The following is a 19,019-nucleotide window of genomic DNA, read 5'->3' on the forward strand; positions in this document are numbered from 1 at the left end:
TTTTTCAAAACAAAGGGAGATGATGAACATGCTGACTTTAGGCACGTCATTAGCCAATCAGGTTCAAGCAAGTTGGCAAACTTATATTATGATTGTTGTGTATTTCATAATTTTACTGATTATCGGTTATTATGGTTACAAACAATCTACAGGTAATTTAAGTGAATTTATGCTTGGTGGTAGAAGCATTGGACCATATGTTACGGCACTTTCAGCAGGTGCATCCGACATGAGTGGTTGGATGATTATGGGGTTACCAGGTTCGGTATATAGTACTGGTTTATCTGCGATGTGGATTACGATAGGTCTATCACTTGGTGCATATGTAAACTATTTCGTTGTAGCACCACGACTTCGTGTGTATACAGAAATTGCTGGTGATGCAATAACGTTACCTGACTTTTTCAAGAATCGTTTAGACGATCGCAATAATTACATAAAAATTATTTCTGGATTAATTATTGTAGTCTTTTTTACACTTTATACGCATTCAGGATTTGTTTCAGGTGGTAAATTATTCGAAAGTGCATTTGGGCTAAATTACCATTGGGGACTTATCATTGTTGCAGCTATTGTTATATTCTATACATTCTTCGGAGGATATTTAGCTGTTTCTATTACCGATTTCTTCCAAGGGGTCATCATGCTTATCGCAATGGTTATGGTACCTATCGTGGCTCTTATTGAGCTAAGTGGCCTAGATACGTTTAGACAAGTCGCTGAGATGAAACCTACAAACATGAATTTATTTAAGGGGACAACTGTTTTAGGTATTATTTCATTATTTGCATGGGGACTTGGTTATTTTGGACAACCTCACATTATTGTAAGATTTATGTCGATAAAAACACACAAGCTATTACCTAAAGCAAGAAGATTAGGAATCAGTTGGATGGTTATTGGTTTACTCGGAGCTGTAGCTGTCGGTCTCACAGGTATTGCATTCGTTTCTGAACGTCAAATCAAGTTAGAAGACCCTGAAACACTGTTTATCGTTATGAGTCAAATTTTATTCCATCCACTAGTTGGCGGATTCTTATTAGCAGCAATTTTGGCAGCAATTATGAGCACCATTTCTTCGCAATTACTTGTAACTTCAAGTTCTTTAACGGAAGATTTTTATAAATTGATTCGTGGCGAAGACAAAGCACGCGAACACGAAAAAGAATTTGTAATGGTTGGACGCTTATCTGTATTATTAGTTGCAATTGTGGCTATATGGATTGCTTGGTCACCTAATGATACAATATTAAATCTTGTAGGTAATGCTTGGGCAGGATTCGGTGCAGCATTCAGTCCATTAGTGATATTCTCGCTTTATTGGAAAGGACTGTCTCGTGCAGGTGCCTTATCTGGTATGATTACCGGGGCTTTTGTCGTGATTATTTGGATTGCTTGGATTAAACCACTTGCATCAATAAATGAAATATTTGGCATGTATGAAATCATTCCTGGCTTTATTGCAAGTGTAATTGTCACGTATGTCGTTAGTAAATTAACGAAAAAACCTGGTGATTTTGTCGAACATGATTTAGAAAAAGTGAAACAAATTATCAAAGAATAATTAGTAAATATACGCTAAAAAACGCTGTATAGCCTGTCCACAAACTTGTGAACACTATACAGCGTTATTTATTTTGATGATTGCTTTGAATTTATAATGCTTACACCTATTATAATAAGTTATACATATTTTTAATTATTGTTTTTATAAATATGAACTTTCGGCTCTTTATCATCTTTGGTCTTACTTATTAATGCTTTCGGATTATTGCCATCTTTAATATGAATTTCATAGGCATCAATACCATCGAAATATTTCTCGGCTTGTTCCGTAACATATTGAGTGATTCCAATTGTTTCTGCCTTACCATAATAATCTATTGGTACATCTACGGATAATTGTTTCGCTTTTTTATTATCGAATTTGACTGTACCTACTGCTTGTGTGAAATTATTGAAGTATGACTGTAAATTATCATTGAATTGTTTGAAATCTGAATTTAGATTTTCATCTAAGTCTCCCGCTTCTTCAGACGGTAACAAGGCTGTTTTTTGCTTAATGTCTTTCCAATCATTTATACGCGTTTTACCATCTTCAACTGTTGTACCGGCTATAAACTCTCCCGGTATGATGGAATTTTCTCCAGATTGTTTATAAATAGCAAAGTGGATTGGTATATCCTTTAAGCCTTTATTCTCACGAAATCTAGATAATAATTCGCTCGCCATTTGTTTACCTTGTTTTTTTATTTCTTTATCATCTAAATCTTTACTATAAGTTTCACCGTTTTTCTCTTTTTGATAATAATACGTACTATTCATCGCCAAACCAATTGTCATACCTTTGATTTTTTTACCTTTGGTATCACCGCTACCATAGAAATCTTGTTCTAAAATATTCGACAAATATGCAGGTGAATTTTCAGCAATTTTTTCTGGATCTGTCTCACCTTTGTGTGACGGGTTCAATCCTAAATTTTCATTAGCTTTTTTCTCTTTGCGTTCACTTTCATCCATATCGTCAATTTCAGATTTAGTATATTTCGGACTTAAAAATGCATTAATCATATCTTTATCTAAATATTGTCCATCCTGATATAGATATTCGTCTGTTGGAAATACATTTTTACTTAAGTCTAAAAGATCATTTTCAAAATCCTCTCCATTATAACTATTTGCCATGTTATCTTGTAGCAAACCACGAGCTTGACTTTCTTTAAATGGTAAAATCGTTCTATAATTATCACCTTGAACATTTTTGTCAGTAGCAATTTCTTTTACAGAACCAGATTCATTTTGTTGTGCCTTGTCGTTTGATGTTGATTTAGATTTTTCATCATTATGACCACATGCCGATAACACAAAAATTGCTGAAATGAAAAGTATAATCGTTCGTTTCATGTATTATCTCCTTTACCCTTCTATTTCTTTTTGTTTTTGCACAAAATCTTCTTCAGTCCAAACCTCCGTACCAAACGTCTCTGCTTTCGCTAACTTAGAACCCGCATCTTCACCTGCGATCACTAAGTCTGTACGTTTAGTAACACTACTTGTAACCTTAGCCCCTTGTAGTGTTAACCAATCCGATGCTTCATTTCGAGTCATTTGATATAACTTACCAGTAAGTACAATCGTCTTATCTTTAAAATCAGGGTGACCTTCTAAGTTACTTGTCTTAACCCCTTTATAAGTCATATTAACATGTTTCGCTTGTAATTTTTCAATCAGTGCGCGGATGTCCTGATTTTCTAAGTAAGTGACTACAGATTGTGCCAATTTATGACCAATATCATGTATTGCAATCAGTTCATCTTCAGTTACTGCAAATAAAGCTTCCATTGTTTCGTATTTTTCAGCAAGAACTCTACTAGCTTTAACGCCTAAATGTCTAATGCCTAATCCAAATAGCAACTGCTCAAGTGAATTTGACTTTGCTTTATCTATAGCATTTAATAAATTATCAACTTTCTTCTCGCCCATGCGTTCTAATGGAAGTAAATCTTCTTTCGTTAAATAGAATATATCCGCAACATCTTTTATTTTTTCATATTCATAAAGTTGTTGAATGATCTTAGTTCCTAATCCGTCTATATTCATTGCCTCTCTAGATACAAAATGAATGAGACCTTCGACTAACTGTGCCTGACATTTTGGATTTATACAACGTAACGCAACTTCGCCTTCTATCCTAACAAGTTCATGTTCACAACTTGGACAATGCGTTGGCATATGGTACACAATCGCATCCTCTGGACGTCTATCTACGATACTTTTTATGACTTCAGGAATAATATCGCCTGCTTTTTTAATCACGACGCTATCACCAATTCGAATGTCTTTGTCATGTATTAAATCTTCATTATGTAATGACGCTCTTGAGACTGTTGTACCTGCTACTTTAACTGGTTCCAAAATTGCAGTCGGTGTTACAACTCCGGTTCTGCCAATGCTAAGTTCAATATCTAATAATTCTGTAATAACCTCTTCAGCTGGAAATTTGTATGCAATTGCCCAACGTGGCGATTTCTGCGTGAATCCTAGCGCTTCTTGTTGTTCTAAAGCATTCACTTTTATAACAATACCATCTATATCATACGGTAAGTCTTCACGCTTTTCAGTCCACTTATCTATATATGCCAACACTTCATCTATCGTCGCCACTCTTTGTCGCTCTTGGTTAGTTTTAAAACCTAATTCATCTAATTCGTCTAATGCTTCACTTTGCGTATCTGCATTAAACTGAGTAAAATCATTCACGCTATATAGAAATACACTTAACTTTCGCTTAGCAGCAAGTTTCGAGTCAAGTTGACGTAGTGAACCAGCTGCTGCATTCCTCGGATTTGCAAATGGTTGTTCTTCTTTTTCGGCTTTTGCTTTATTTAAATTTAAGAATGATTGCCTTGGCATATAAGCTTCACCGCGAACTTCAAACGTTCTTGACTCATTAATTTTCAATGGAATGGCATGTATCGTTTTAAGATTTTCAGTAATATCTTCTCCCGTCGTTCCATCTCCACGAGTTAGCCCTTGAACAAAACGCCCATTTTCATACTTCAATGATACAGCTAAGCCATCAATTTTTAATTCACACATATACTCAACATCACCGATATTATCACGTATACGTTGATCAAACTTCCGCAAGTCTTCTTCATTAAATGCATTCCCTAAACTAAGCATCGGTGTATCATGATTAATTTTTTCAAATGTAGATTGTGCAGTCCCACCTACTCTAACTGTGGGAGAATCTGCAGTTCGATATTCTGGATGTTTTGCTTCAATTTCGATGAGCTCATTAAGCAATTTATCATATTCACTATCCGGAACCGATGGATTATCTAGTACATAGTATTCATATCCATAACGATTCAACAATTCATGTAATTCATTTACACGTACTTGTAAATCTGCCACAAACTATTCCCCCTTTTTCTTAATTGGTGCAAATTGTGCGAGTAAACGTTTTGGCCCTTCTGATTTGAAAATAATATCTAGTTCCACAGAGCCATTTTTTTCTTTCACATTACTCACCATACCTTCCCCCCAAGATTTATGGATTACTTTATCCCCAATATTCCAATCCGTTGCCACTTGTTGTTTAGACGACGTTGCACGTTGACTATGTGGGCGTTTCGTTGGTTGTTTCGTAGCAGATTGGAAACGTTGACCTTGTGTTTGAGATTTCGCTTTACTTTTAGATTCATTTTCTAATAAATCTTCAGGAATTTCTCTTAAAAATCTTGAAGGCATATTGGATTGTGGACGACCAAATAACATTCTAGATGTTGCATGTGTCAGATAAAGTATTTCTTCTGCACGTGTAATCGCTACGTAGCAAATACGTCTCTCTTCCTGCATTTCATGTTCTTCATCGCTCTTAATGGCTCTAATATGTGGGAATAACGATTCTTCCATACCCATTATAAATACGATTGGAAACTCTAAACCTTTTGCCGAGTGCATAGTCATCAGCGTGATACCATCTTCTATTTGCGCTTCATCTATATCTGCAACCAAAGATAAATCTGTTAGGAAATTAATAAGTGATTGTTCTTCCAATGGTGTGTTCTCTTCATAATCTTTAGGTACTGACATAAACTCATCAATATTTTCTAAGCGACTTCTGGATTCAAGCGTTTGTTCACGATCCAACATTTCACGATATCCTGTTTGTTTTAACACTTCTTCAACTATTTCAGTAACTTCTAAAAATTCTTGTTGTTTAATTAAATTTTGCATTACATCATAAAAAGTGATGCATTCTTGTGTGACTTTCTTAGATAAACCTATGAAATCTACTTCCGCCAAGGCATCAAACATGCTTAAGTCATTTTGAGCAGCATATGCTTGTATTTTATCCACTGATGATGGCCCAATACCTCGTTTTGGAATATTGATAACACGTCTTAAACTGATATCATCATTACTATTGGCAATGATTCGTAAATAACTTAGTAAATCTTTAATTTCTTTTCTGTCATAGAATTTTTGTCCACCAACCATTGTGTATGGCAGGTTAGACTTCATAAATGTTTCTTCAAGTACACGAGATTGTGCGTTTGTACGATATAAAATCGCCATATCTTGATATTTTTTACCATTTCTTTGGTGCTTCATAATTTCACGAACAACATATTCCGCTTCATCTCGTTCAGTCGTTGCTTCATAATAGTGAATTTTATCGCCGCTTGTATTACCAGTCCATAACCCTTTAGGTTTACGTTCAGAATTATTTTTAATAACTTCATTAGCTGCATTTAATATGTTTTTAGTAGAACGATAATTTTGTTCTAGGAAAATTGTTTTTGCTTCTGGATAATCTTCTTCAAATGATAAAATATTTTGAATATCAGCACCACGCCAGCCATATATAGATTGGTCTGAATCACCTACTACACATAAGTTTTTAAATTTAGCAGCAAGTAATTTAACCAATGTATATTGTGCTTTGTTGGTATCTTGATACTCATCAACGTGAATGTATTGGAATTTATTTTGATAATATTCAAGTACGTCTGGCACTCTTTCAAATAAACGAATCGTCACCATGATTAAATCATCAAAATCAAGTGCCTCATTTCTAGATAATTGTCTTTGATATCCTTTATATACCGTTGCAACCATTTGTTCATGATAATCATTTGCTTCTTTTTGTGCATCTTCTGGTGTTTTTAATTCATTTTTCAAAGTACTAATTGCACCAATAAACATTCTAGGTTCAAATTTTTTACTATCTATATTTTCATTTTTCAAAACATCTTTAATTACAGATGTTTGGTCTGTTGGATCAATAATTGTAAAGTTGCGTTCTATACCAATACGATCAGCATCTCTTCTTAGAATACGTACACACATGGAGTGGAATGTAGACATCCATAGTACTTGCGCTTGTTCCCCTACTAACGTTTCTACACGTGCTTTCATTTCTTTGGCTGCTTTATTCGTAAAAGTAATCGCTAACACGTTATAGGGAGACACGTCTTTTTCATCAAGTAAGTATGCAATACGATGTGTTAGTACACGTGTTTTTCCTGAGCCAGCACCCGCCATTATTAGTAATGGACCCTCTGTCGTACGTACTGCTTGGCTCTGTTCATCATTCATTTTATTAACTAATGCATTCATTTGTGTGTCTCCTTTATCTCAACTGTTTTTAAAGCTTTATCAATATCTTCATATATAATATTTCCAACAATTATCGTATCGGCAATAGTCGACATAGCGTGTGCTTCATCATAGGTGCTAATGCCTCCACCATAAAATAATTGTGTTTCTGTTAACATATCTGCTGCTGCTTTAACCATATCTGGTTCACCATACGTGCCACTATACTCGATATACATCACAGGCAATCGATACATATCATTAACCATCTGGGCATACGCTTCAACATCCTCATCAGTTAAATCCGTATTTGCACGCGTTACTTTTGCCACTTTACAATCTGGGTTTAGTACAACGTAACCTTCAAACACAACTTCACTAAAATCAATTAGCTGTCCATACGTTTTTAATGCCTCTAAAAGCATTCCATTATGATATTTTACATCGCTACTATTTAAAACTGTAGGTACAAAATACAAATCGAAACCAGGAACAACACTCTCAGCATTAGAAATTTCTAAAACAAGTGGTAATGAATAGTCATTCACCCTATGCATTAATTGTGAAATATTATTCTCAGTGATATTATCTGTACCACCGATCATAATTGCATCTGTACCAGACATACATGTTTTCTTTAAATCACCGTCATTGATTGATTTAGCAGGATCTAATTTGAAAATATGTTTCCATGTTTTTATATCATGCATGATATGTTTCTCCTTCTTTTAGCATACATTTGATTATATCATTTTTAAGCAATGAGTTCTAAAATCCTGTAGAAAAAAACACCTCGAATTTACGAGATGTTTTTGGTAATGATTACCCTTATTTTATAAGATGGTAATAACGTTCTAAATTTGTATTTTTTCCATCAATTGTTTTGGCTAATTGTGCACCAACATATCTTAAATGCCACGGTTCATAATTATAGCCCGTTTCACTTTCTTGACCTTTAGGATAACGAATAATAAATCCATAATCGGATGCGTGTTTTGCTAACCATTTCGCTTCTTTTGTATGTTCAAAATCCTCATGAAAATCTTCCATAGGTTTTTGAGTTCCAACATCAAATGCAAGACCTGTTTGATGTTCAGAATGCCCAGGCTTAGCAGCAAATTGTTCTGTTTTCTTCTTACCGTCTTTTTTCACAAATGATTTCACAACTTTTTCTTGATCTTGATAACTTCTATACCCACTTGTAATCATCAAATCCAAGTGCTTTTTATGGCTTTGTTTTATTAATTTTTTTAATTGTTTTTTAGCAACTTTATCTTCGCCAGGTTTATAGCTAGGTGGTAACGCAAAGTGTCTATTTACAAAAACATGACCATTCACATATGTGACGCCTTGTGTTTTATTGTGAAAAGGGAGTGCATTCTGCGGTTTAATGATGTCTTTATTTGTCGGCTTATAATCATTATTGAACAATATCAGTGAAACAATAGTAATTATACAAATTATTAAACATGCGCTTATAATAACCATTACTTTTTTGAACACACTTAGCCCCCTTTGAAATAAAAAATACCTTCTTACTTATTCAACCATAATTTTCAATAAGTTACAAAATTATTTAAATTGTACTTAAACTATTTTTGAAAATACAAAATGTGTTTTTGTGTGACCATATGTTTGTAATTCATCAATAAATTGCTCAACAACCTGCATATTTTTAAAATGCGCTTTGAATATAAAGCAACTTTCTCCTGAAATTCTATAACAAAATTCAACATTTTTTTGTTTTTTAATAAATGTTTTAAAATCCGAATAAAGGTTGTTTTTTATAATAATATCTATAACAACATCAATTTCATAACCAAGCGCATAATAATTAATATCGATTGTATAATTTCCTATAATACCTATATCTATCATTTTATTAATTCTATCTCTCACAGAAGGTGTAGATAAATTAACTATATTACTAATGTTATTCAATGACATTTTACTATTTTCATTTAAAAGCTCTAAAATTTTTCCATCTGTAAAGTCCATATTATCAATCTCCTTATATTTAATGGTAAATGTGTAAATTTAACTTAAATATATCATTCATTTCATAAAATGAATAACTTAAACTTAGTATGCAGAAGGGAGGTTTAATATGGCCATCATATCTTTATCACCAAATGGCAATACACCATTTCAACAACTTTTAGGACATAATAACGAAATTATGACTCAATGGGTAAAATTAAGTGAAATCTTAGAAAATGACAATTGTTTATCACAATCACTAAAAGAGGAAATACGAAAGATGTTAGCACAAAAAAGCGGTTGTCAATATTGTAAAACTAAAGGAAAGCCAACTAAAGCAATGTTTAATCAAAAAGACTCAATTTGTATTGGTTTTGTCGAAATATATTTGAAGTTAGGACCACAAGTACCTACTCATACTATTCAAATATTAAAGTCAACTTTGACAAGTGCTGAAATTAGTGAATTACTAGCATTTATTTCATTTACAATATGCCAGCAAAATTTTGGGGCAATGATTGATTTACAAAATTAAAAATTGGAAGGTGATTCAATTGAGTGAGGGACTTATTTTAATTGATATTCAACATGCTTTTCACGATAAGCATTGGGGAAATAGAAATAACTTTAACGCCGAAAATAATATTGAAAAATTATTGACTGCTTTTAGAAATAAAAATAAGCATGTTATCCATATCAAGCATGTATCTATGAACACGTCTTCCCTCTTCCATAAAAGTAAATTACAATCGTTTATATTTAAGCCTAAAGAAAATGAAGTGATTATTGAAAAGCTTGTTAATAGTGCTTTTATAGGTACAAATTTGCATAGTATATTACAATCTTATGGCATCAAGCACTTTACAATTGTCGGTATATCTTTACCTCACTGCGTTTCAACAACAACACGAATGGCTCAAAACTTAGGGTATATGGTTGATCTTATAGAAGATGCAACTATATCATTTGATCTTAAGAACCATCATGGTAAATTACTAAAAGCGCAAGATATTCATGATTATAATTTGGCATCTTTAAACAATGAATTTGCAAATATATATTCAACTAAAGCTTATTTAAATGAAATGTAACTTCGTCTCCGATATTTAAATCACGACTTATGGAAAAATTGTTCCAAGTAATTTGCATTAGTACATGCAAGACTATTTCGAGTAAATAATTAATTAGTATGCCAGTTTACTCATAATAAGTGCATAAAAAAATGCCAACAAAGTTCGGCACTTTGTCAGCATTATTGAAACGACTTCGATGTTTAAATCGAGTCGTTCTTTCGGTTAAACTTGTAAATTATTTATCAATGGTTTCGATGTTCATACGATCGAGTATCATCGTATACGCATCATTTCCCCATTGCAACGATCTTTTCACACGAGAAATTGTTGCTGTAGATGCACCTGATTCTTGTTCGATTGTCGCGTATGTGTAGCCCTGTTTTATCATTTTAGCAACCTGTAAGCGTTGTGATAACGATTGAATTTCATTAACAGTACACAAATCATCAAAAAATTCATAACACTCTTCTCTATTTTCTAGTGTTAGAATTGCATCAAATAGCTCGTCTAATGCTTTTCCTCTTAGTTTTTCTATTTGCATTTAAAACAACCCCTGTATTTTTCAATTTAATCTTAGTTTAACGTACTAATACATTAAAATATAATGATTTAACTTGAAAAATTAAATTATTCTAAACCAGCTCTTTGGAAAATCGTATCTACTTGGTTTAAATGGTGTTTTGGATCAAAACATGCATCCAATTCTTCTTCCGATAATAAATCAGTGATTGTATCATCTTGTTCAATAAACGTTCTAAACGGTGTCTTCGTTTCCCAAGATTCCATGGCCTTTGGTTGTACTTTATCATATGCAGCTTCACGTGCCAATCCTTTATCGATTAATGTTAAAAGAACACGTTGAGAGAAAATAAGACCAAACGTTTTATCTATATTAGCTAACATATTATCTTCAAATACTGTTAATCTATCTACAATATTTGTAAAACGGTTTAAGCCATAATCTAAGGCAATCGTCACGTCTGGTAACATAATACGCTCTGCTGAAGAATGAGAAATATCTCTCTCATGCCATAATGGTACATTCTCATATGCTGTCGTTACATAACCACGAATTACACGTGCAATACCTGTTATATTTTCAGAACCAATTGGATTACGTTTATGAGGCATAGCTGACGAACCTTTTTGACCTTTTGCGAATGCTTCTTCAACTTCGCGCGTTTCCGTTTTTTGAAGGTTACGAATTTCAACGGCAAATTTTTCCAATGATGTACTGATTAATGCAAGCGTCGCAATATAATAAGCATGACGGTCACGTTGTAATGTTTGAGTTGATACTGGGGCTGCATCTAAACCTAAATGTTCACATACATACGCTTCAATTTCAGGTGGGATATTCGCAAATGTACCAACAGCACCACTCATCTTACCAACTTCGATTTCTTCTCTAACTCGCTTAAAGCGTTCTAAATTACGTTTCATTTCTGTATACCAAAGTGCCATTTTCACACCAAATGTTGTAGGTTCAGCATGTACACCATGTGTACGTCCCATCATCAACGTATATTTATAATCCTTAGCTTTTCTAGCTAATACTTCTATAAAGCGCTCTAAATCTTTTTCGATAATGTCATTTGCTTGTTTAATAACATAGCTTAACGCTGTATCCACGACATCAGTTGATGTTAGTCCGTAATGTACCCATTTACGTTCTTCTCCTAAAGTTTCAGAAACCTGTCTCGTAAATGCGACAACATCATGACGCGTTTCTTGCTCAATTTCTTGCGCACGTTCTACATCTACTTTAGCATTTTCGCGTATTTTCTTTACATCTTCTGCAGGAATGTCACCTAATTTACTCCATGCTTCACAAGCAAGAATTTCTACCTCTAACCATGCTTCATAACGATTTTGATCCGTCCATATATTAGACATCTCTTCTCTAGAATAACGTTCTATCATTGTAATAAGCTCCTATCACACATAATTTTTTGTTCATTTCACTCAAAACATGTACATTTCCTCTAATTAAAACACAAAAGTTCGTGTTTAACTTTTCATCTATAGTTTAACAGAATTACATTAAAAAGTATAAACCTTTTAAAGCTCAAGATAAATTTTTTTCGTATAAATCAAAAAAGAGTGAGATGGAAATCTATTTTTTAAGATTTCGTTCCTCACCCTGAAAAGTCCAACTAGAATTATAAGTCTACATAGGTTATGCCATTGATTTCTGGCATCCATTGCCTGTATATTGATAAAGGCTAAGACTTTATTTATGTCCTAGCCTCCACTGATTTATTGTTCTATTAATTTACCAACAAACTCAATGTCTTGTTTCAAAACCTCAAGACTACCGTCTTCATTTTCTTTAAAGACTGGTTTCTCATATCTCTTTATAGGGCTATAACCCGCTTCACGCATACGTTGTAAACAATCTTGCACGCTTTCATTCTCTGCGACTTTAAACTTTTGCTGTTGCTTCATATACTTTCAACTTCATCCGTGTCATATTGTTTAAGTTTTTTACTTCTGACACCTTTTGCCCAAAAACCACCATGAATTGTACGTGGTTCATATGCAACGATAAATGCTTTTTCATCTATTTGTTTAATTGTATCGATAAGTTTAAACTCGAATCGTCTCGGCGTAAGTATTTGTAGAATCAGTCTCTTACCGTCTCTTCCGTATGCAGTGTTATGCGTGACGCCATATCCCAAATCTCTCAATTGTCTTGGTAAATCTAATTCATATTCTGATGATGTTACATTGACTACTGTATAACCAAGCGCTAATTTCTCTTCAATCTTCATACCCACTATAATTCCTATTGAAAATCCAAACGCGTAGGCAAAGACATTTTGAATCTGATCTAAACTAGACATTACCATGCCTAGTCCAACAACGTAGACAAGCACTTCTAAAAAACTCACAATTGCTGCGACATAACGGTAACCTTTTAACGTTAAAATTGTGCGCATCGTAAGGCACGTCACATATGCAACGTTAATAACAAATATAGCTAACACCATTAACCATGGATTAGAAGTTATCACTGACATGACCATTATCCTTTCTCTTACATTAAATTCAAGTAATTTTATCAATTACAATTTCTTTTGTCACTAAAAATTTATCGAATTAATTTAATTTTTTGGCCACGTGTATCTTGTATATGCTAGCTCACGCTTGTGTGCATTTTTTATATAGTGATTTTCTATAATTGCTTTCGCTTCGCTTGATACAGATTTCCCTTCCAAATAATCATCAATGTGTTCATATGTCACACCTAATGCTTCTTCATCTGGTAATTGTGGTTTGTCATCTTCCAAATCTGCAGTTGGTACTTTTTCATATAGATGTTTAGGTGCTTCTAAATAAATGAGCAATTGCTTCCCTTGTCTCTTATTTAAGCCAAATAATGGTGCAATATCAGCTGCACCATCACCATGTTTAGTGAAAAAACCTGTAATGTTTTCCGCTGAGTGATCCGTGCCGACAACAATACCATGTTTGTTTGATGCGATAGAATATTGTACTTTCATACGTTCGCGTGCTTTTTCATTTCCTTTTTGAAAATCAGTAAGTGAAATGCCAGCATCATTTAGTGACTGAATACTTTGATCAACTGCTGGTTTGATATTCACCGTTACGATTTCATCTGGCTGAATAAATGCTATTGCGTCATCTACTTCTGTAGCATCTTTTTGTTGACCATAAGGTAATTTTACCGCAATAAATTTACAGTCATTACCTTCATTTTTTAGTTCATCTACTGCCATCTGACACAATTTACCTGCTAAAGTAGAATCTTGGCCACCAGAAATACCTAGCGTTAATGATGTTATAAATGAATGAGATTGAACATAATGTTTAATAAATTGAATAATTTGACGTACTTCATCTTTACTTTCAATCGTTGGTTTCACTTGCATTTCTTTGACCACAATATCTTGTAAATTACTCATGTTCTTCCTCCATCTCTTTAACATGTTCTGCGACTTCAAAGATGCGTTTGTGTTTATTTTCCCAGCATAACGTACTTAAATCAACCGGATACTCTTGCGGATTTAAATGACGTTTGTTCTCATCCCACAAATATGAAAGGCTTTCTTTTAAATATTGTTGTGCTTCAGTTTCACTAGGTAGATCGTAAACCAATTGTCCATTTTTGAAAATGTCATGATGTAAATCTTTAGCAATAAACGATTTAATGAATTTCATTTTATACGTATGGACTGGATGGAATAATTTTAAAGGTGACTCTTGATATGGATCTTCATGTTCTAACGTAATATAGTCCCCTTCTGCTTTATTCGTTTTTTTATTGATAATACGATATACATTTTTCTTACCTGGGGTTGTTACCTTTTCTGCATTGTTAGATAGCTTGATTCGATCAACATATGCTCCACTTTGATCTTCAACGGCTACCAATTTATAAACAGCACCAAGGGCCGGTTGATCATAACCAGTTATTAAATTTGTACCTACGCCCCAAGCGTCTACACGTGCACCTTGAGATTTCAAACTTGTAATTGTCTGCTCATCTAAGTCATTTGAGGCAATAATCTTAGCATTTGGAAAACCAGCCTCATCTAACATGCGACGTGCCTCTTTAGATAGATAAGCAATATCACCTGAATCTAAACGAATACCTACAAAGTTGATGGCATCTCCTAGCTCTTTTGCAACCTTAATCGCAGTTGGCACACCAGATTTCAAAGTGTGAAATGTATCTACTAAAAACACACAATCTTTATGTCTTTCCGCATATTTTTTAAACGCAATGTATTCATCACCATATGTTTGTACCATTGCGTGGGCATGTGTACCTGAAACTGGCACACCAAATAATTTTCCAGCACGTACATTACTTGTGGAATTAAATCCGCCTATATAAGCAGCTCTTGCTCCCCATAAAGCTGCATCCGCTTCCTGCGCACGTCTCGTTCCAAATTCCATTAACATATCATCATGTGCCACTTGTCTAATTCTACTTGCTTTGGTAGTTATCAACGTATGGAAATTCACTATATTTAACAACATCGTTTCGATTAATTGTGCTTGAATGAGTGGCGCTTCTACTCTTAACAGCGGCTCATTGCCAAAACAAAGTTCACCTTCTTGCATTGAGCGAATATTACCCGTGAATTTCAAGTTCTTTAAATATCCTAAGAAATCATCTTGATAACCAATAGATTTTAAATATGAAATATCTGATTCTGAAAAATGAAAACTATCGATATATTCAATCACGCGTTTCAAACCATTAAACACTGCATAACCACTGTTAAATGGCATATTTCTAAAATATAAATCAAATACAGCCATACGTTCATGAATGCCATCATTCCAATAGCTTTCAGCCATATTTATTTGATATAAATCATTATGCAATACTAATGTATCGTCTTCATATTGGTACACAACCATCTCTCCAATCAGCTTTTCCATTAGTTTAGCACAAAAGAAAGAAGATTAGCACATTAAACAGTGTTAAATCCATTTCAAAATGGCATTGATTTTCATATTTAAATACACACTACAATTTTGATTAAAATGTGTCACTTTATACGACAAACTAATGACATTTGCACACTTTAACGTTATTAATTTATTAAAATGATTTATACTATTTATTGAGGTGTTTATATGTTAAAAGAAGCTAAATCTTTTATAAAAACGATGTATAATGAATTAAATTATGATAAAGAGCGCTTAGCTCACAGGCTTAATGAAATTGAATCTGCGATACAAGCTACAGGTACATATGAACATACAACTGAAGAATTGAGCTATGGCGCTAAAATGGCCTGGCGTAATTCAAATCGTTGTATTGGACGGTTTTTTTGGGAATCTTTGACCGTAGCAGATGCAAGACACATACAAACCGAAAATGAATTCATTCATGCTATAGAACAACATATTCAAATTGCAACGAATAATGGGAGAATCAAACCTTATATTACAATTTTTTCAAAAGATAATCCTCCACATATTTATAACAATCAATTAATTCGATATGCAGGTTATGATGATTGTGGCGATCCGTCAGAAATAAAAGTCACACAACTCGCTCAACATTTGGGTTGGCAAGGTGCACATACCCATTTTGATGTTCTACCTTTAATCTATAAAATGCCAAATGGCACAATGAAATACCATGAATATCCATCATCTATAATTAAAGAAGTAACAATTAGCCATCAGCGTTTTCCTAAATTAAAAGCATTAGGTTTAAAGTGGTATGCAGTCCCAATTATTTCAAGTATGGATTTAAAAATTGGTGGCATCACTTACCCTACTGCACCATTTAATGGTTGGTATATGGTCAATGAAATAGCTGTTAGAAACTTTACCGATACATATCGTTATAATTTATTAGAAAGTGTTGCAGAAGCTTTTGAATTTGATACACTTAGAAATAATTCTTTCAATAAAGATCGTGCACTCGTTGAATTAAATGATGCCGTTTATCAGTCATTTAAAAATGAAGGTGTTTCCATTGTCGATCATATAACTGCATCAAAACAATTTGAAAGATTTGAATTGAATGAATCAAAACATGGTAGGAATGTCACTGGAAAATGGTCTTGGTTAGCGCCTTCGTTGTCTCCAACATTAGTTTCTAATTACCATCATGGGTATAATAATGAAATGAAAGAACCAAACTTCTTTTATAAAAAAACTGAAACTAAAGGTTGTCCATTCCACTAACTTTTTATTAACATTGCAAATTAAGGGGAACGTCAAATGAAACTTTATTATTTAGGGCCTAAAGGCACATTTTCATATTTAGCTGCAACACAATATAAATCAGAATCTGAAGTAGAATATATTCCTAAGTCTAACCTCTATGAAGTGGTTTCATCTGTTTCCAATGATAGTGATAGCATTGCAATCGTACCTATTGAAAATTCTATCGAAGGCACAATTAATATTGTTGCTGACTCACTTACACAACAAAATATTTATGCTCAAGGTGAACTCCATCTAGACATACAATTTGCGTTATATGGCAAGCCAGGTGCAACCATTAATGACATTTCCAAAGTTTACTCTATTGGACCGGCAATCAGTCAAACGAGTCAATATATACAAGCACATGGTTTTGCGATTGATTATGTTGATAGTACTGTCAAAAGTTTAGATAAAATTGCTGATGATATTGGTGCGATTGCTCCTTTAGGCAGCGGTGAAGCATATGGTTATGAACCGATTGCTCAAAACATTGAAGATTTCCCCCATAATGTTACGCGCTTTTTAGTCGTCAGCAATCAACCAAATCATGTATCACAAGCAAGTGATACAATGCTGTTGATTACACCTAAATTTGATAAACCTGGATTATTAGCTAGCATTCTAAATACATTTGTATTGTTTAATATCAATCTATCTTGGATTGAATCTCGACCATTAAAAACACAACTTGGTATGTACCACTTTTTTGTACAAGCAGACACTTCAATCTCAGATGATCTTGCTAAAGTTATAAAAATATTGAATACTTTAGATTTTCAAGTAACCATTATCGGATCTTTTAATAAACTAAATTAATTTAATTTCAAATAAAAACCAGCCGTTTCCCCAAAGTACTGACCCCAAATAATGGGAATAATATAAAAACACTTTCGTTGAATTCATTTAAAATGAATCATACGGAGGTGTTTTTTTCTATGAAAAGAGTGTCTTATTCATTAGAAACAAAGAATAAAACTATTGAGATGAAAAAAGCTGGTTATACTATAAAAGAAATTATGGAAACATTAAATATTAGAAATAGTACACAAGTGAAAACATGGTGGAGATGGTATCAAAATGGGGAAACTTATAGATTTTCTCAACAAGTCGGAAAGCAATATGCTTATGGTAAAGGAGCAGAAGAGCTCTCAGAAGTTGAAGAATTAAAATTAGAGAATAATAGAAAAGATATTGAAATAGATATTTTAAAAAAGTACAAAGAATTGGAAAGGAAGTGGTACCAACGGTAATCGTAGAATTAGTTGATCAATTAAAGCATAAGTATTCAGTCAAAATGATACTTAATGTTTTAGACATACCTAAATCGACATATTATAGATGGAAACACAAGAACTATAAAAATGATGACTTGACGCAAAAAGTCATTCAATTGTGTGAAGACAATCAATACACCTACGGTTATCGAAAAATTACAGCCTTGATTAATCAAATGTCTTCAGTAGCAGTTAATCATAAAAGAATTCAGAGAATCATGCAGAAGAATAATTTAAGTTGTCGAGTTAGACCTAAAAAGTCTAAAAGTATTGGTAAACCTTATTATAAAACAGATAATTTACTACAAAGACAATTTAAAGCAAGTCAACCAATGGAAGTATTAACAACAGATATTACTTATTTACCTTTCGGTAACTCCATGTTGTATTTATCTTCAATTATGGATATTTATAACGGAGAAATTGTTGCGTATAAAATAGATAATAAACAGGATCAAAGCTTAGTAAATGATACATTGAATCAAATTGATATACCTGAGAATTGCATACTACATAGTGATCAAGGCAGTGTTTACACATCCTATTCTTACTATCAATTATGCGAAGAAAAAGGCATTATCAGAAGTATGTCCCGAAAGGGAACACCAGCTGATAACGCCCCAATAGAAAGTTTCCATTCCTCGCTAAAGTGTGAAACTTTCTACATCAACAATGAGCTCAATAGCTCTAACCAAATTGTAATAGATATTGTCGAAAATTACATTAAAAACTATAATAATAATCGAATTCAACAAAAACTAGGCTACTTAGCCCCTGTAAAATACAGGGAATTAGCAGCCTAGAACATAGTGTTTTTATTAAGTTCCCACTTTAGGGGTTCAGTGCCCCAAAGGTACGACTGGTTTTATTTTATCTT

18 protein-coding genes are annotated in these 19,019 nt (G+C 33.3%); 6 read left to right on the plus strand and 12 right to left on the minus strand.

From position 1 onward, the window contains the following. Nucleotides 1-28: 28 nt before the first annotated feature. Nucleotides 29-1,564 (plus strand): sodium/proline symporter PutP, encoded by a 1,536-nt coding sequence (putP, locus tag ACSULM_RS05370; RefSeq protein ID WP_436861135.1) that lies wholly within the window; start codon nucleotides 29-31, stop codon nucleotides 1,562-1,564. A gap of 131 nt (nucleotides 1,565-1,695) precedes the next feature. Here the strand turns inward: putP and ACSULM_RS05375 are convergent, their stop codons facing one another. From ACSULM_RS05375 to ACSULM_RS05400, 6 genes are all read right to left on the minus strand, one after another. Beyond that, on the minus strand, nucleotides 1,696-2,904 hold the full coding sequence (locus ACSULM_RS05375) for a CamS family sex pheromone protein (RefSeq protein ID WP_436861136.1): 1,209 nt from the start codon (nucleotides 2,902-2,904) through the stop codon (nucleotides 1,696-1,698). A gap of 12 nt (nucleotides 2,905-2,916) precedes the next feature. Beyond that, a complete protein-coding gene (ligA, locus tag ACSULM_RS05380) occupies nucleotides 2,917-4,920 on the minus strand; it encodes an NAD-dependent DNA ligase LigA (protein ID WP_436861138.1) in 2,004 nt (667 codons plus the stop codon). 3 nt (nucleotides 4,921-4,923) lie between these two features. After that, nucleotides 4,924-7,131: a DNA helicase PcrA gene (gene pcrA, locus ACSULM_RS05385; protein ID WP_436861140.1), complete on the minus strand. Its 2,208-nt coding sequence runs from the start codon at nucleotides 7,129-7,131 to the stop codon at nucleotides 4,924-4,926. Further along, the gene (locus ACSULM_RS05390; RefSeq protein ID WP_436861142.1) at nucleotides 7,128-7,820 is read right to left on the minus strand and encodes a heptaprenylglyceryl phosphate synthase; all 693 of its coding nucleotides are present in this window, start codon (nucleotides 7,818-7,820) and stop codon (nucleotides 7,128-7,130) included. Before ACSULM_RS05390 ends, pcrA begins: the two co-directional genes overlap by 4 nt. Before the next feature lie 118 nt (nucleotides 7,821-7,938). Further along, nucleotides 7,939-8,613 carry a M15 family metallopeptidase gene (locus ACSULM_RS05395; protein ID WP_436861143.1) on the minus strand — a complete coding sequence of 225 codons (675 nt, stop codon included), beginning with the start codon at nucleotides 8,611-8,613 and terminating at the stop codon, nucleotides 7,939-7,941. Between the two features lie 84 nt (nucleotides 8,614-8,697). Next, complete coding sequence (locus tag ACSULM_RS05400) at nucleotides 8,698-9,108, minus strand: Lrp/AsnC family transcriptional regulator (RefSeq protein ID WP_436861145.1); 411 nt, start codon at nucleotides 9,106-9,108, stop codon at nucleotides 8,698-8,700. A gap of 109 nt (nucleotides 9,109-9,217) precedes the next feature. On the opposite strand from ACSULM_RS05400, the gene ACSULM_RS05405 reads away from it, so the two are divergent. Together ACSULM_RS05405 and ACSULM_RS05410 are read left to right on the plus strand one after the other, a co-directional pair. Next, nucleotides 9,218-9,625 carry a carboxymuconolactone decarboxylase family protein gene (locus tag ACSULM_RS05405; protein WP_436861146.1) on the plus strand — a complete coding sequence of 136 codons (408 nt, stop codon included), beginning with the start codon at nucleotides 9,218-9,220 and terminating at the stop codon, nucleotides 9,623-9,625. Between the two features lie 10 nt (nucleotides 9,626-9,635). After that, on the plus strand, nucleotides 9,636-10,181 hold the full coding sequence (locus ACSULM_RS05410) for an isochorismatase family protein (RefSeq protein WP_436861259.1): 546 nt from the start codon (nucleotides 9,636-9,638) through the stop codon (nucleotides 10,179-10,181). A 217-nt stretch (nucleotides 10,182-10,398) separates the two neighbouring features. Here the strand turns inward: ACSULM_RS05410 and ACSULM_RS05415 are convergent, their stop codons facing one another. The 6 genes from ACSULM_RS05415 to ACSULM_RS05440 all read right to left on the minus strand — a co-directional run bounded on the left by ACSULM_RS05415 (nucleotide 10,399) and on the right by ACSULM_RS05440 (nucleotide 15,554). Beyond that, complete coding sequence (locus tag ACSULM_RS05415; protein WP_069996093.1) at nucleotides 10,399-10,704, minus strand: YerC/YecD family TrpR-related protein; 306 nt, start codon at nucleotides 10,702-10,704, stop codon at nucleotides 10,399-10,401. A gap of 86 nt (nucleotides 10,705-10,790) precedes the next feature. After that, the gene (gene purB, locus ACSULM_RS05420; protein WP_436861147.1) at nucleotides 10,791-12,086 is read right to left on the minus strand and encodes an adenylosuccinate lyase; all 1,296 of its coding nucleotides are present in this window, start codon (nucleotides 12,084-12,086) and stop codon (nucleotides 10,791-10,793) included. 336 nt (nucleotides 12,087-12,422) lie between these two features. After that, nucleotides 12,423-12,611 (minus strand): NETI motif-containing protein, encoded by a 189-nt coding sequence (locus ACSULM_RS05425; protein ID WP_436861150.1) that lies wholly within the window; start codon nucleotides 12,609-12,611, stop codon nucleotides 12,423-12,425. Then, complete coding sequence (locus tag ACSULM_RS05430; RefSeq protein ID WP_436861152.1) at nucleotides 12,608-13,186, minus strand: DUF2179 domain-containing protein; 579 nt, start codon at nucleotides 13,184-13,186, stop codon at nucleotides 12,608-12,610. Before ACSULM_RS05430 ends, ACSULM_RS05425 begins: the two co-directional genes overlap by 4 nt. An 84-nt stretch (nucleotides 13,187-13,270) precedes the next feature. Then, entirely contained in the window at nucleotides 13,271-14,092 is an 822-nt protein-coding gene (gene nadE, locus ACSULM_RS05435; protein WP_436861154.1) for an ammonia-dependent NAD(+) synthetase, read from the minus strand. Continuing rightward, the gene (locus tag ACSULM_RS05440) at nucleotides 14,085-15,554 is read right to left on the minus strand and encodes a nicotinate phosphoribosyltransferase (RefSeq protein WP_436861263.1); all 1,470 of its coding nucleotides are present in this window, start codon (nucleotides 15,552-15,554) and stop codon (nucleotides 14,085-14,087) included. The genes nadE and ACSULM_RS05440 overlap by 8 nt, the downstream gene beginning before the upstream one ends. A gap of 225 nt (nucleotides 15,555-15,779) precedes the next feature. Between ACSULM_RS05440 and ACSULM_RS05445 the strand changes: the two genes are divergently transcribed. The 3 genes from ACSULM_RS05445 (at nucleotide 15,780) to ACSULM_RS05455 (ending at nucleotide 18,945) form a co-directional block, all read left to right on the plus strand. Beyond that, nucleotides 15,780-16,844: a nitric oxide synthase oxygenase gene (locus ACSULM_RS05445; RefSeq protein WP_436861155.1), complete on the plus strand. Its 1,065-nt coding sequence runs from the start codon at nucleotides 15,780-15,782 to the stop codon at nucleotides 16,842-16,844. 36 nt (nucleotides 16,845-16,880) lie between these two features. After that, nucleotides 16,881-17,684, plus strand: a complete 804-nt coding sequence (locus ACSULM_RS05450) for a prephenate dehydratase (RefSeq protein ID WP_436861157.1) — start codon at nucleotides 16,881-16,883, stop codon at nucleotides 17,682-17,684. A gap of 119 nt (nucleotides 17,685-17,803) precedes the next feature. Next, nucleotides 17,804-18,945 (plus strand): IS3 family transposase gene (locus ACSULM_RS05455; protein WP_436861158.1). Its coding sequence is split into 2 segments (ribosomal slippage): nucleotides 17,804-18,074 and nucleotides 18,074-18,945, totalling 1,143 coding nucleotides; the frame shifts between segments, so codons are not numbered across the junction. The last annotated feature ends 74 nt before the right edge of the window (nucleotides 18,946-19,019 follow it).

The sequence above is a fragment of the Staphylococcus caeli genome (genome assembly GCF_051413795.1).
Lineage (GTDB): Bacteria > Bacillota > Bacilli > Staphylococcales > Staphylococcaceae > Staphylococcus > Staphylococcus caeli_A.

What these genes read in the sequence shown, in the direction of transcription:
- putP (WP_436861135.1), top strand. Translation starts at nt 29, where the DNA reads ATGCTGACTTTAGGCACGTCATTAGCCAATCAGGTTCAAGCAAGTTGG.
- ACSULM_RS05375 (WP_436861136.1), bottom strand. Translation starts at nt 2,904, where the DNA reads ATGAAACGAACGATTATACTTTTCATTTCAGCAATTTTTGTGTTATCG.
- pcrA (WP_436861140.1), bottom strand. Translation starts at nt 7,131, where the DNA reads ATGAATGCATTAGTTAATAAAATGAATGATGAACAGAGCCAAGCAGTA.
- ACSULM_RS05390 (WP_436861142.1), bottom strand. Translation starts at nt 7,820, where the DNA reads ATGCATGATATAAAAACATGGAAACATATTTTCAAATTAGATCCTGCT.
- ACSULM_RS05400 (WP_436861145.1), bottom strand. Translation starts at nt 9,108, where the DNA reads ATGGACTTTACAGATGGAAAAATTTTAGAGCTTTTAAATGAAAATAGT.
- ACSULM_RS05405 (WP_436861146.1), top strand. Translation starts at nt 9,218, where the DNA reads ATGGCCATCATATCTTTATCACCAAATGGCAATACACCATTTCAACAA.
- ACSULM_RS05415 (WP_069996093.1), bottom strand. Translation starts at nt 10,704, where the DNA reads ATGCAAATAGAAAAACTAAGAGGAAAAGCATTAGACGAGCTATTTGAT.
- purB (WP_436861147.1), bottom strand. Translation starts at nt 12,086, where the DNA reads ATGATAGAACGTTATTCTAGAGAAGAGATGTCTAATATATGGACGGAT.
- ACSULM_RS05425 (WP_436861150.1), bottom strand. Translation starts at nt 12,611, where the DNA reads ATGAAGCAACAGCAAAAGTTTAAAGTCGCAGAGAATGAAAGCGTGCAA.
- ACSULM_RS05430 (WP_436861152.1), bottom strand. Translation starts at nt 13,186, where the DNA reads ATGTCAGTGATAACTTCTAATCCATGGTTAATGGTGTTAGCTATATTT.
- nadE (WP_436861154.1), bottom strand. Translation starts at nt 14,092, where the DNA reads ATGAGTAATTTACAAGATATTGTGGTCAAAGAAATGCAAGTGAAACCA.
- ACSULM_RS05445 (WP_436861155.1), top strand. Translation starts at nt 15,780, where the DNA reads ATGTTAAAAGAAGCTAAATCTTTTATAAAAACGATGTATAATGAATTA.
- ACSULM_RS05450 (WP_436861157.1), top strand. Translation starts at nt 16,881, where the DNA reads ATGAAACTTTATTATTTAGGGCCTAAAGGCACATTTTCATATTTAGCT.